The 15169-nt window shown below is 74.7% G+C and carries 1 pseudogene; it reads left to right on the top strand.

What is annotated here, in order from left to right:
* Positions 1–5: 5 nt before the first annotated feature.
* Positions 6–15101, top strand: a pseudogene (locus tag GXW83_RS18900) (type I polyketide synthase).
* Positions 15102–15169: the final 68 nt, after the last annotated feature.

The following is a 15169-nucleotide window of genomic DNA, read 5'->3' as shown; positions in this document are numbered from 1 at the left end:
GAGAGCTGGCACTGATGTCCGACGACAAGAAGCTGCTCGACTACCTCAGGCGGGCCACGGCCGATCTCGGCGATGCCAGGCGGCAACTGCGCGAGGCCGAGGACGCCCGCCGCGAACCCATTGCCATCATCTCCATGGGCTGCCGCTACCCCGGCGGCGTGGACACCCCGAACTGCTCTGGGAGCTGGTCGCCCGGGGCGGCGACGCGATATCGCCGTGGCCGACCAACCGGGGCTGGGACGTCGAAGCCCTCTACGACCCCGACCCGGACCGCCCCGGCACCTCCTACACCCGGCACGGCGGATTCCTGCACGAGGCAGCGGAGTTCGACGCCGCCTTCTTCGGCATCTCGCCGCGCGAAGCCCTGGCGATGGATCCGCAGCAGCGACTCGCGCTGGAGACCGCCTGGGAGACCGTGGAGCGCGCCGGTATCGACCCCGGCACCCTGCGCGGCAGCCGCACCGGCGTCTTCCTCGGCGCGATCGGCAACGGCTACGGCGAGGGCTCCCGTCACCTGCCTGACGTCCAGGGCCTGTTGGACACCGGAACCGCCGGCAGTGTGGTCTCCGGCCGGATCTCCTACACGCTGGGCCTGGAAGGCCCGGCGGTGACCGTGGACACCGCCTGCTCCTCCTCGCTGGTGGCGCTCCACCTGGCGATCCGCGCACTGCGTGCGGGCGACTGCACGCTGGCCCTCGCCGGTGGCGTGTCGGTGATGGCCACCCCGGACGCGTTCGTCGCCTTCAGCCGCCAACGCGCCCTGTCGGCCGACGGACGCTGCAAGGCATTCGGGGCGGGCGCGGACGGCACCGGCTGGTCCGAAGGCGTGGGCGTGCTGCTGCTGGCCCGGCTCTCCGAGGCGACCCGGCTCGGCCACCGGGTGCTGGCGGTGATCCGTGGCAGCGCGGTGAACCAGGATGGCGCCAGCAACGGTCTGACCGCCCCCAGCGGCCCCGCGCAACAGCGGGTCATCCGGGCGGCGATGGCGGACGCGGGCCTGACAGCGGCAGACGTGGACGTGGTGGAGGCACACGGTACCGGCACCCGGTTGGGCGATCCGATCGAGGCGCAGGCGCTGTTGGCGACATACGGCCAGAGCCGTTCAGCAGCAGACCCGTTGTGGCTGGGCTCGTTGAAGTCCAACATCGGCCACACCTCGGCGGCGGCCGGTGTCGGCGGCGTGATCAAGATGGTGCTGGCACTGCACCACGCCGAACTACCGCCCACCCTGCACGCGGACGAGCCCACCCCCATGGTGGACTGGTCGACCGGAGCCGTCCGGCTGCTCAGCAGCGCACAGCCCTGGCCGCAGACCGGGCGTCCGCGCCGGGCGGCCGTCTCCGCCTTCGGCGTCAGCGGCACCAATGCGCACGTGATCCTGGAGCAGATCGAGCCCGCACCTACCGACGGCCAAAGCCCTTGCGCTGCCGACGAGATGGGCCACGGCTCCGGCGCCGTACTGCCCTGGGCGCTGTCTGCCCGGAGCGCCGAGGCACTACGGGCGCAGGCCGTCCGGCTGTTGACGCACCTGGACGGCGAAACCCCTGCGGACGCAAGCGCCTTGGGCCATGCGCTGGCCACCACCCGGACCGCCTTCGAGCACCGGGCGGTGGTCGTCGGCCGCGATCTGGACGCCATGGTCTCCGGCGTCCGCGCCCTTGCCCGGGGTGAGGCCGCACCGCTGCTGGTGCAGGGGATTGCCGAGACCAGCGGTCGTACGGTGTTTGTGTTTCCTGGGCAGGGGTCGCAGTGGGTGGGGATGGCGGCGGGTCTGTTGGATGCGTCGTCGGTGTTCGCGGAGCGGATTGCCGCGTGTGAGCGGTTGTTGGCGCCGTTGGTGGGGTGGTCGTTGGTGGATGTGCTGCGGGGGGTGCCTGGTGCTGTGTCGTTGGGGCGGGTGGATGTGGTGCAGCCGGTGTTGTTTGCGGTGATGGTGTCGTTGGCGGAGGTGTGGCGTTCGTTTGGTGTGGTGCCGGATGCGGTGGTGGGGCATTCGCAGGGGAGATTGCGGCGGCGTGTGTGGCGGGTGGGTTGTCGTTGGGGGATGGGGTGCGGGTGGTGGTGTTGCGGAGTCGGGCGTTGGTGGGGTTGGCGGGTGGTGGGGGGATGGCGTCGGTGCCGTTGCCGGTGGGTGAGGTGGTGGAGCGGCTTGGGGGGTGGGGTGGTCGGTTGTCGGTGGCGGCGGTGAACGGGCCTGCGTCGACGGTGGTGTCGGGTGATGCGGGGGCGGTTGCGGAGTTGGTGGCCACGGTGGAGCGGGCGCGGCGGATCGAGGTGGACTACGCCTCGCACTCGGCTCAGATGGAGCAGTTGCGGGAGCAGTTGTTGGGCGACCTGTCGGGTATCGAGCCGTGTTCGGGTGTGGTTCCGTTCTTCTCCACGGTGACGGCGGGGTGGTTGGACACGGCGGAGTTGGATGCCGGGTACTGGTTTCGGAATCTGCGGCAGACGGTGCGGTTCGAGGAGGCCACGCGAGGGCTGCTGGCCGAGGGGTTCCGCTTCTTCGTGGAGCCCAGCCCGCACCCCGTGCTCACCTTCGGCGTGCAGCAGACCGCCGAAGCGGCGGGCGTGGCCGACAGCGCGCAGGGCCCGGCCGTGGCCCTGGGCACGTTGCGGCGCGGCGAAGGCGGCCTGGAACGGTTCCTGCTGTCGCTCGGCGAGGCTCACGTCAGCGGGCTCACACCCGACTGGGAGCAGGTCTTTGCCCCGCACCCGGTCGGCCATGTCGCGCTGCCCACCTACGCGTTCCAGCGCCGCCCGTACTGGCTGGAGGCCGCGAGCCCACAGCCGACAGCCGGCGGAGCGGACGCGGAAGGGCAGGACGCCCTGTGGCAGGCGCTCGGCGCCGGAGACCTGGAGCAGCTGAGCGAGACCCTCGGGGTCACTCCCGAGGCTCCGCTGAGCACCGTGCTCCCGGCCCTGAACCGCTGGCGCGAGCACCGGCGCGAGCGGGCGGTGCTGGACTCCTGGCGGTACCGCATAGCGTGGCGGCCGCTGGACGAGAGCGGTTCGGCGGTGCTGACCGGCACCTGGCTGGTCCTGACCTCCGACGAGGACCCCGCCGCGCCCGCCTGCGTGCAGGCGCTTGAGCAGGCCGGAGCCGGTGTCGTCCGGCTGACGCTCACCGCCGAACACGCCGAGCGGGCCGTACTCGCGGCCTTCCTGGGCCGGGCGCTGGACGCGGTGGACGGCCCGGTCGGCGGCGTGCTGTCGCTGCTGGGCCTGGACGAGCGCCCGCACCCCGACCACCCGTCCGCCCCGCTGGGCACGGCGCTGAACCTGGCGCTGGCGCAGGTCCTCGGCGAGTCCGGCCCGGGCGCGCCGCTGTGGTGGGCGACGCGTGGCGCGGTCGCGGTCGGCCGCGCCGACGGCCCGGTCAGCCCCGCGCAGAGCCTGCTGTGGGGCCTGGGCCGCGTGGCCGCCCTGGAATACCCGCAGCGCTGGGGCGGCCTGGTGGACCTGCCGCCGGAGCTGGACGCTTCCGCGTCGGCGCGCCTGGCGCGGGTGCTCGCGGGCGGCAGCGGCGAGGACCAGGTCGCGGTGCGGGACTCGGCCTGCCACGGCCGACGCCTGGTCAGGGCGGTCCGGGGGGAGACGCCGGGGCGGCGGTTCTGGAAGCCGCGCGGCACCGTCCTGATCACCGGCGGTACCGGCGGCATCGGCACCCAGATCGCGCGCTGGCTGGCGCGCAGCGGCGCCGAGCACCTGGTGCTGGTGAGCAGGGCCGGCGCGCAGGCACCGGGCGCGGCCGGGCTGGCGGAGGAACTGACCGCACTCGGCACCCGGACCACCCTGGCCGCCTGTGACGTCGCCGACCTGCACGCGTTGCGCGCCCTCAAGCAGGAGTTGGAGCGGGACGGCTGCGAGATCCGCTCGGTCCTGCACGCGGCCGGCGGCGGATCGCTGGTGCCGCTGCCCGACACCGATCTGGCGGAGTTCGCCGGGACGCTGCGCGCCAAGGTCCTCGGCGCCCGCAACCTCGACCTGCTGTTCGACCAGGACTCGCTGGATGCGTTCGTGCTGTTCTCGTCCATCTCCGGGGTCTGGGGCAGTGCCGTGCACGGCGCGTACGCCGCCGCCAACGCCTACCTCGACGGCCTGGCCGAGAGCCGGCGCGGTCGCGGGCTGGCCGCCACCTCCGTCGTCTGGGGCATCTGGAGCCCGCAGGACGGCGCCGGGATGGCGGCCGACCTGGTCGAGGAGAACCTGCGCGGCCACGGCATCCTGTTCATGCCGCCGGCCGTCGCCATCGCCGGTCTGCAGCAGGTGCTGGACCACGACGAGACCGTGGTGGTCGTCGCCGACGTCGACTGGGACCGCTTCGGCCCGGTCTTCACCTCGGCCCGGCCCAGCCCGCTGATCGGCGACCTGCCCGAGGTGCGGAAGGCGCTGGAGCCCGATCCGGCCGCCGGGCCGGAGCAAACCGGGGCGTCGTCCACGCTGGCGAACCGGCTGCGCGGGCTGCCCTCCGCCGAGTGCGAACGGGTCCTGGTGGCACTGGTGCGCACGCACGCGGCGGGCGTGCTGGGCCACGACTCCCCGGACGCGGTCGCGCCCGGCCGGGCTTTCCGCGACCTGGGCTTCGACTCGCTCACCGCCGTCGACATGCGCAACCGGCTCAACGCCGCCACCGGGCTCCGGCTGCCGGTCACCGTGGTCTTCGACTACTCCTCGGCGACGGCCCTGGCCCGGCACCTGGGCGCGGAACTGCTCGGCACCGCCCGACCGTCGGCCCCCGCGCCGCTGCCGGTGGTGGCCGCGCCCGACGACGATCCGGTGGTCGTCGTCGCCATGAGCTGCCGCTATCCGGGCGGTGTGCGCAGCCCCGAAGACCTGTGGCGGCTGGTCGCGGAGGGGCGCGACGCCGTCACCGAACTGCCCTCCGGACGCGGCTGGGACCTGGACGCCCTCTACGACGCCGACCCCGACCGGCCCGGCAAGAGCTACGCCGCCGCCGGCGGGTTCGTCCACGACGCCGGACGCTTCGACCCGGCGTTCTTCGGCATCTCCCCGCGCGAGGCGCTGGCGATGGACCCGCAGCAGCGGCTGCTGCTGGAGACCTCCTGGGAGGCGTTCGAGCGCGCGGGCATCGACCCCGCCTCGCTGCACGGCACCCGGACCGGCGTCTTCGCCGGGGCGTCCTACCAGGGCTACGGCGGCAGCATGCGGGACGTCCCGGACGAGCTGGAGGGGCTGTTCATCGCGGGCATCTCGACCAGCGTCCTCTCCGGCCGGATCGCCTACCACCTGGGCCTTCAGGGGCCCGCCATCACCGTGGACACAGCCTGCTCCTCCTCGCTGGTCGCGGTGCACCTGGCCGCGCAGGCGCTGCGCTCGGGCGAGTGCACGCTGGCGCTGGCGGGCGGCGCGACCGTGATCGGCACGCCGCTGTCGTTCACCGGCTTCAGCCGCCAGCGCGGCCTGGCCGCCGACGGCCGCTGCAAGTCCTTCGCGGCCTCCGCAGACGGCTTCGGCATGGCTGAGGGCGTGGGCCTGCTGGTGCTGGAACGGCTGTCGGACGCCCGCCGCAACGGGCACCCGGTGCTGGCCGTGCTGCGCGGCTCGGCGATCAACCAGGACGGCGCCAGCAATGGCCTGACCGCCCCCAGCGGGCTGGCCCAGCAGCGAGTCATCCGGGACGCGCTGGCCGACGCCCGGCTGTCGCCGACGGAGGTGGACGCGGTCGAGGCACACGGTACCGGCACCCGGCTGGGCGACCCGATCGAAGCCGACGCATTGATCATGACGTATGGTCAGGAACGTTCACTCGAAAGCCCGTTGTGGCTTGGCTCGCTCAAGTCCAATATCGGGCACAGCCAGGCGGCGGCCGGGGTCGCCGGGATCATCAAGATGGTGCAGGCGATGCGGCACGGCACGCTGCCGAAGACCCTGCACCTGGACGAGCCCACACCCCACGTGGACTGGTCGGCCGGGACGGTCGCGCTGCTGGCCGAGGCCGTGCGGTGGCCGGAATCCGGACGTCCGCGCCGCGCGGGCGTGTCCTCCTTCGGACTGAGTGGCACCAATGCGCACGTCATCATCGAGCAGCCGCCTGCCGAGGCAGAGCCTGGACAAGCTGACGCGGCCGGGGGCTTCACCGTCCCCTGGGTGGTGTCCGGCCGCAGCCCCGAGGCTTTGAACGCCCAAGCAGCTGATCTGCATACCTATCTGATGGAGCATCCGGAGATCTCGGCAGTGGATGCGGGCTACTCCCTGGCGACCACGCGGACCGCCTTCGAGTACCGCGCGGCCGTCGTCGGCGGCGACCGGGAGGCGCTGCTGCGCGGGCTGGAGGCGCTCGCCGACGGCCGCCGCGCCCCGGGCCTGGTCAGCGCCGCCGCCCCGGTCGGCGTCGGCGTCGATCGACAGATCAGGACGGTACTGGTCTTCCCCGGGCAGGGCTCCCAGTGGACCGGTATGGCGCTGCAACTCCTGGAGCAGGCGCCGGTCTTCGCCGACCGGATCGCCGCCTGCGAACGCGCCCTCGCCCCGCACGTGGACTGGTCGCTGACGGCCGTGCTCCGGGACGAGCCGGGGACACCGCCGCTGGACCGGGTGGACGTCGTCCAGCCTGTGCTGTTCGCGGTGATGGTGTCCCTCGCCGAACTGTGGCGCTCCTACGGGGTGGTGCCCGACGCGGTCGTCGGCCACTCGCAGGGCGAGATCGCCGCCGCCTGCGTCGCCGGAGCGCTGTCGCTGGAGGACGCGGCCCAGGTGGTCGCCCTGCGCAGCCGGGCCCTGCTGGCGCTCACCGGCCACGGCGGCATGCTGTTCGTCCCGCTCCCCGCCTACCAGGTGCGGCAGCGGCTCGCCGCCTGGGACGGCCTGCTCGGCGTCGCCGCCGTCAACGGGCCCACCTCGGTGGCGGTTTCCGGCGACCCGGCCGCCTTGGCGGAACTCGCCGAACAACTCTCCGCCGACGGTGTGCTCAGCTGGCCGATCCCCGGCGTGGACTTCGCAGGGCACTCGGTGCAGGTCGAGCAGATCCGGCAGGAGCTGCTGACCGTTCTGGACGGCATCGAGCCGCGCTCCGCCGCCGTCCCGTTCTACTCCACGGTCACCGGGGCGCCGATCGACACCAGCACCATGGACGCCCACTACTGGTACCGCAACCTGCGCCGACCGGTGGAGTTCGGCCAGGCCGTCGAGGCGCTGCTCGCCGACGGCCACCGGGTGTTCGTGGAGTGCAGCACCCACCCCGCGCTCGCGGTCTGGCTGCAGGAGGCCGTGGAGGCGTCCGGACCCGGCGGCGGCGTGGTGGGCACGCTGCGCAGGGACGAGGGCGGCCCGGACCGGATCCTCGCCGCGCTCGCCGAACTGCACGTGCTGGGACTGCCGTTGGACTGGGAGGCGGTGTTCGCCGGTACCAGGGCCCGCCGCTGCCCGCTGCCCACCTATGCGTTCCAGCAACAGGACTACTGGCTCAACCCCGTTGCGGACAAGACCGACATGACTGACCAGTGCGTCACCGGCCTTGCTGAGCAGGACTTCTGGGGCGCGGTGGACCGCGAGGACCCGGAGGCGCTCGCCGACACCCTGCACCTGGACGACGACCAGCTGCGGTCCTCCCTGGGGGCGCTGGTCCCCGCGCTGTCGGGCTGGCTGCGCGACCGCCGGGGCCACTCCACCGTGGACGGCTGGCGCTACCGGGTCACCTGGAAGCCGCTGCCGACCGGGCCCAGGCGCTCCGGGAACCGCCTCTCCGGGAGGTGGCTGGTCGCAGTCCCGGCTTCGGCCGCGAACGATCCGGCGGTCGCCGCCTGCGTCACCGCCCTGCGCAGCCACGGCGCCGAACCCGTGCTGCTGGAGGCGGGCACGGCCGAGACCGACCGCAGCGCCTTCGCCGACCGGCTCCGCGCCGCCGCGCTCAGCGCACTGAACACCGCACAGAACACCGCACAGAGCGCCGAGGAGCCCGATGCGCCCGTCGGCGTGCTGTCGCTGCTCGCACTCGCCGAGGAGCCCCACGCCGACGGCTCCGACCTGCCGGTCGGCCTGGTGCTGACCGTCTCGCTGCTCCAGGCGCTCGGCGATCTGGGCCTGGACGCACCCGTCTGGTGCGCCACCCGGGGCGCGGTCTCCGTAGGCCGCTCCGACCGGCTGGGCAGCCCGTTGCAGGCCCTGGCCTGGGGCCTCGGCGGTGTCGCCGCCGTCGAGTACCCGCAGCGTTGGGCCGGGCTGGTGGACCTCCCGCAGCAGCTGGACGAGCGCGCCGCCGCCCGGCTCGCCGAGGTGCTCGCGGGCCCGGACGGCGAGCACCACGGCGAGGACCAGCTGGCCGTGCGCGGCTCCGGGGTGTTCGGCCGCAGGCTGGCGCGCGCCGCCGTCGGCGCCGCCGCCCCGGCCCGCGCCTGGACGCCGGACGGCACCGTCCTGGTCACCGGCGGCACCGGCGGCCTGGGCGCACAGGTCGCCCGCTGGCTCGCCCGCAACGGCGCCGGACACCTGCTGCTCACCAGCCGCCGTGGCCCGCAAACCCCCGGCCTGGAACCGCTGGTGGCCGAACTGGAGCAGCTCGGCGCCCAGGTCACCGTCGCGGCCTGCGACGTCGCGGACCGGGACGCGCTGGCGCGGCTGCTGGCCGCTGTCCCGGCCGAACGCCCGCTGCGTGCGGTGCTGCACGCGGCCGGTGTGCTGGACGACGGTGTGATCGACTCGATCACTCCCGAGCGCGCCGCCGGAGTGCTGCGGCCCAAGCTGGACGCCGCCCGCGCCCTCGACGCACTCACCCGCGACCTGGACCTGTCGGCGTTCGTCCTGTTCTCCTCGCTGGCCGGGACGTTGGGCGGTACCGGCCAGGGCAGCTACGCCGCCGCCAATGCCTACCTGGACGCGCTGGCGCAGCACCGCCGGGATCTGGGGCTGCCGGGAACCTCCATCGCCTGGGGCCTGTGGGCGGGCGACAGCCTCGCCGCCGGGGCCGTCAGCGAGCGGCTGATCCGCGACGGCCTGTCCGCCATGGATCCCCAACTGGCCACCGCCGCACTGCAACAGGCGCTGGACCACGACGACGCCCGGCTGGTCGTCGCCGACTTCGCCTGGGACCGCTTCGTCCGGGCGTACAGCGCCCTGCGGCCCAGCCCCGCGATCGCCGAACTCCCCGACGTGCGGCGCCTGCTGAGCGAGCTGCAGTCTGCCGGGGGCACGGCCGACGGCATCGGGACGCCGGCGCTGCGACTCGCCGGGATGCCCGCCGAGGAGCGCGACCGGGCCCTGGTCGACCTGGTCCGCACCGAGGTTGCGGCGGTGCTGGGCCACGCCGGGCCCGAAGCCGTCGACCCCGACCGGGTGTTCAAGGACATCGGCTTCGACTCGCTGACCGCGGTGGAGCTGCGCAACCGGCTGGCGGAGGCCACCGGCCTGCGGCTCTCGGTGACCCTGGTGTTCGACTACCCGACCGCCACCGTGCTGGCCGCCCACCTGCGCGCCCAACTCCCCGGCACGGCAACGCCGGAGGAAGCGCAGCCGCCGCACACCGCCGACCGCCCCGCCGACCGTGCGGACGACCCGATCGCCGTGGTGGCCATGGGCTGCCGCTTCCCCGGCGGCGTCACCACCCCCGAGGAGCTGTGGGAGCTGGTCTCCACCGGTGGGGACGCCATCTCCGGCTTCCCCACCAGCCGTGGCTGGGATCTCGACGGCCTGTACGACCCCGACCCCGACCAGGTCGGCCGCAGCTACGCCCGGGAGGGCGGATTCCTGCACGACGCCGACCAGTTCGACCCGACCTTCTTCGGTATCTCGCCGCGCGAGGCGCTCACCATCGACCCGCAGCAGCGGCTGCTGCTGGAGATCGCCTGGGAGGCGTTCGAACGGGCCGGTATCGATCCGCTGACACTCAAGGGCAGCCCGAGCGGCGTCTTCGTCGGCTGCAGTCACCACGACTACGGCTCCCGACTGGCCGAGCCCTCCGAGGAGTTCGAGGGCTACCTCGGTATCGGCAGCGCGGGCAGCGTGGCGTCCGGCCGGATCTCCTACAGCCTCGGCCTGGAAGGCCCGGCGGTGACCGTGGACACCGCCTGTTCCTCGTCGCTGGTGGCGGTGCACCTGGCCGCGCAGGCGCTGCGCAACGGCGAGTGCACGCTGGCGCTGGCCGGGGGCGTGACCGTGATGTCCACGCCCGGCGCGTTCGTGGAGTTCAGTCGGCAACGGGTACTGGCCGCCGACGGCCGCTGCAAACCCTTCGCAGCGGCCGCCGACGGCACCTCCTGGGCCGAGGGCGCGGGCCTGCTGGTGCTGGAACGGCTGTCGGACGCCCGCCGCAACGGCCACCCGGTGCTCGCGCTGGTCCGCGGCTCGGCGGTGAACCAGGACGGCGCCTCCAACGGGCTCACCGCCCCCAACGGCCCCTCGCAGCAGCGGGTGATCCGGCAGGCGCTGACCGCCGCCGGACTGGCCCCGGCCGACGTGGACGCGGTCGAGGCGCACGGCACCGGAACCAAGCTCGGCGACCCGATCGAGGCACAGGCCCTGTTGGCCACCTACGGCCAGGAACGCTCCCCGGAACGGCCGTTGTGGCTGGGCTCGCTCAAGTCCAACATCGGGCACAGCCAGGCAGCGGCCGGGGTCGCCGGGATCATCAAGATGGTGCAGGCGATGCGGCACGGCACGCTGCCGCCGACCCTGCACGTGGACCGGCCCACGCCGTTCGTGGACTGGTCGGCCGGGGCGGTGCGGCTGCTCACCGAGACCGTCGCCTGGCCGCAGACCGGCCGCCCGCGCCGCGCTGCGGTGTCCTCCTTCGGCGTCAGCGGCACCAACGCGCACACCATCCTGGAGCAGGCCGAAGCCGAGCCGGCCGCCCCGAGCAGACGCAGCCGGAGTCGACGGACGGTTGCCGGGAGGCGCTGCCGTGGCTGCTGTCCGCCCGCAGCGCCGACGCCCTGCGCGGCCAAGCCCGGCAGCTGCTGCGACAGGCCGATGAGTTGACCGATCCGCTCGACGTCGGCTTCTCGCTGGCGGTGCAGCGCAGCGCCTTCGAGTACCGCGCGGCCCTCACCGGCGGCGACCGCAACGCCCTGCTGCGCGGCCTGAGCGCGCTGGCGTCCGGCCAGCCCTGCGCCGACCTGGTCCAGGGCATGGCCGCGGGCCGCACCGGCAGCGGCCCGGGCCGGACGGGCAGGACAGTCAGGACGGCGTTCCTCTTTCCCGGCCAGGGCAGCCAGCGGACCGGCATGGGAGCCGAACTGTACGCCCGCCACCCGGTCTTCGCCGACGCCTTCGACGCGGTCTGCGCCGAGCTCGACCCGCTGCTGGACCGCCCGCTGCGCGAGGTGATCGGCGCAGTCGACAGTCCCGACACCCCCGGCGCCCGTCCGCTGGACCGGACGGGCTACACCCAGCCCGCCCTGTTCGCCCTCGGCGTCGCCCTGTTCCGGCTGGTCGAGCACTGGGGTGTACGGCCGGACCACCTGCTCGGCCACTCCGTCGGCGAACTGGCCGCCGCCCACGTCGCCGGAGTGCTGTCCCTGTCCGACGCCGCCCAACTCGTTGCGGCTCGGGGCCGGTTGATGCAGGTGCTGCCGGACGGCGGGGCGATGGTCGCGCTCACCCTCCCCGAGGCGGAACTGCTGCCGCTGCTGGACGGGTACGGCGACCGGCTCGGCCTGGCCGCCGTCAACGGTCCGGCTGCCACCGTGGTCTCCGGCGACGAGGAGGCGGTCCTGGAGATCGCCGCCCGGGTCGAGGCCCTCGGCCGCAAGGCCCGGCGGCTGCGGGTCAGCCACGCCTTCCACTCGCCGAGGATGGAGCCCATGCTCGCCGAGTTCCGGCAGGTCGCCGAGGCGGTCGAGTACCACCCCGCGTGCATCCCGATCATCTCCGACCTCACCGGCGCCCCGGCCGGGGCCGAGGAGCTGTGCTCGCCCGACTACTGGGTGCGCCACGTCCGGGGAACCGTGCGCTTCCTGGACGGTATGCGCCACCTGGAGGCCGAGGGCGTGACGGCTTTCCTGGAACTCGGCCCCGACGGCGCCCTGTGCGGCCTCGGCCAGGACTGCCTGGCCGAGCCCGACGGCAGCACGCTGGTGCCGCTGCTGCGCAAGGACCGTCCCGAGCCCGCCTCGGCCGCCGCCGCCCTGGCCCGGCTGCACGTCCACGGCGTCCCGGTGGACTGGCGGGCCGTCTACGCCGGGACCGGCGCCCGCGCCACCGCCCTGCCCACCTACGCGTTCGACCACCGCCGCTACTGGCTCGACGGCCGAGCCGCCACCGCCGACCTGCCCTCGGCCGGGCTGCTGCCGGTCGATCACCCGCTGCTGGGCGCCGGAGCCGAACTGGCCGACTCCGACGGCTTCCTGTTCACCGGCAGGCTCTCGCTGGCCGGGCAGCCGTGGCTGGCCGACCACGGCGTCTTCGACGGCGTGCTCTTCCCGGCCACCGCCTTTCTGGAACTCGCCCTCCGCGCGGGCGACCAGGTCGGTTGCGACCAGGTCGAGGAGTTGACCCTGGAGGCGCCGTTGACGCTGCCGCCGAGCGGAGCGGTCGCGCTGCAACTCGCCGTCGGCGCCCCGGACGCCTCCGGCACCCGCAGCATCAGCGTCCACGCCAGGGCCGACGACGCCCGGGCCGAGGAGCCCTGGACCCGGCATGCCAGCGGCCTGCTGGTGGTCGCCGACCACCCCGACGACACGGATCCCGGCCCGGACGGGCTCGCCGTCTGGCCGCCGGAGGGAGCCGTCCCGCTGGACGTGGAGGGGCTGTACGGCCGCTTCGCCGAGGGCGGCTTCGCCTACGGCCCGGCGTTCCAGGGCCTGCGGGCCGCCTGGCGGAGCGGCGAGGAGGTGTTCGCCGAGGCGAGCCTGGCGCCGCAGCAGCAGGCCGACGCCGACCGCTTCGGCCTGCACCCGGCGCTGCTGGACGCGGCCCTGCACGCGCTGGTCTTCGACGTGCTGGAGGGCCCGGCCAAGGGCTGGCTGCCGTTCTCCTGGAACGGTGTACGGCTGCACGCCTCCGGCGCGACGGCGCTGCGGCTGCGGCTGACCCCCCTCGGCCGGGACACCGTGGCGGTGCTCGCCGCCGACGCCTCCGGCCGCCCGGTGGCCTCGGCCCGCTCGCTGGTGCTCCGGCCGGTCTCCGGCGACCAGCTGCGGGCCGCGCGCACCGGACACCACGAGGAGCTGTACCGCCCCGAGTGGAGCCCCCTGCCCGAGCGCACCGCGCCCGCCCCGGACGCCGCCTGGGCCCTGCTGGGCGCACCGGCCCCCTGGTGGCCGACCGGCGCCGACACCGTCACCGTCCACCCGGACGGCCGCAGCGCCGAACCGGCGCCGGACCTGGCAGCGGATCTGGCAGCGGATCTGGCCGCCGCGTTGGCCGCGCGCACCGACACCGGACAGCCGGTGCCCCGGCTGGTCCTGGCCGCCTGCCCGCAGCCCCAGTCCCCGGCCGACGGCCCCGCCGCCGTGCGCGCGGCGCTCGCCGACACCCTGGCGCTGCTGCGCGCCTGGCTGGCCGACGACCGGCTCCCGGGCAGCACCCTGGTGCTGGTCACCTCCGGCGCGGTCCCGGTGCGCCCCGGCGACGACGTCCCACAGCTGGCCCAGGCCGCAGTCTGGGGGCTGGTGCGCTCCGCACAGACCGAGAACCCCGGCCGCTTCGTCCTGCTGGACCTGGACGAGGACGCGGCCTCGTACGCCGCGCTGCCGGCCGCCCTGGCCTCCGGCGAGCCGCAGCTCGCGGTACGGGCGGGGGCGGTGCACGCGGCCCGGCTGGCGCGGGTGCCGCTGTCGGCGGCCGAACGCCGACCCGGCTGGGACGCCGACGGAACCGTCCTGATCACCGGCGGCACCGGCGCGATCGGCGCCCACGTCGCCCGGCACCTCGTCGCCGAGCACGGAGTCCGGCACCTGCTGCTCGCCAGCCGCAGCGGCCCGGCCGCCGAGGGCGCGGCCGAACTCCTCACCGAACTGGCCGCGGCCGGAGCCGACGTCGAGATCGCCGCCTGCGACACCGCCGACCGGGACGCCCTCGCCGACGTGCTCGACTCCGTCCCCGCGCAGCACCCGCTGACCGGGGTGGTGCACGCGGCCGGGGTACTGGCCGACGGCGTCGTCGCCGACATGACCGCCGACCAACTCGACCGGGTCCTCCGCCCCAAGGTGGACGCGGCCCTGCACCTGCACGAGCTGACCGCCGACCTGAAGCTGTCGGAGTTCGTGCTGTTCTCCTCCATCGCCGGCGTCTTCGGCGGCATGGGCCAGGGCAACTACGCCGCCGCCAACGCCTGCCTGGACGCCCTGGCGCACCACCGCCGGGCCCGAGGACTGCCCGGCACCTCGCTGGCCTGGGGTCTGTGGGCCAACAGCACCGGCATGACCGGCGGCCTCACCCAGGCGGACCTGCAGCGCATCGCCCGGGGCGGCATCATCGCCTTCACCCCCGCCGAGGGCCTGGCGCTGTTCGACGCGGCCGGGGGAGTGGACGAGCCGGTGGTGCTGCCGCTGCGGCTGGACACCGCCGCCGTCCGGGCCCAAGCGGACAGCGGCGGCATCCCGGCGCTGCTGCGCGGGTTGGTGCGCGCGCCCGTCCGCCGCGCCACGGCGGGCACCGGGACCGGGCCGGACGCGGCGGAGGCGCTCAAGCAGCGCCTGGCCGCCCTCGGCGGCCCGCAGCGCGACCGGGTCCTGCTGGACCTGGTCCGCACGCACGCCTCGCTGGTCCTCGGCTTCAGCAGCTCCGCCGCGGTCGAACCCGACCGGGGCCTGTTGGAGCTCGGCTTCGACTCGCTGACCGCCGTGGAGCTGCGCAACCGGCTCCGCGCGGCCACCGGGCTGCAACTGCCGGCCACGCTGCTGTTCGACTACCCCACCTCGCTGGCCATCGCCGGCCACCTGGCTGCCGGAATCATCCCCGGGCCCGAGCCCGAGCCCGGAGCCGACCCGCTGCCCGGCCTGGCCGAACTCGACCGGCTGGAGCAGGCGTTGGGCGTCGGCGTCACCGACACCGCCGCCCGGGAGCGGCTCGCCGCCCGCCTGCAAGCGCTGCTGGGCCGGCTCGGCCCGGTCACCGGCGGGGCCGAGGTGGCGATCGAGGACATGATGGACGGCGCCACCGACGACGAGATCTTCGACTTCATCGACAACGAGCTGGGCACCTCGTGACCGCCCCGGTCCCGACCCCCGCGACGACCCCCGCAATGACGCCCGCGACGAACCCAGCCATGAACCGA

Origin of the sequence: Streptacidiphilus sp. PB12-B1b (assembly GCF_014084125.1) — a bacterium.
Taxonomy (GTDB): Bacteria; Actinomycetota; Actinomycetes; order Streptomycetales; family Streptomycetaceae; genus Streptacidiphilus.
Note: the sequence above shows the minus strand (reverse complement) of the source record. Positions and strands in the feature narration are given on the sequence as shown.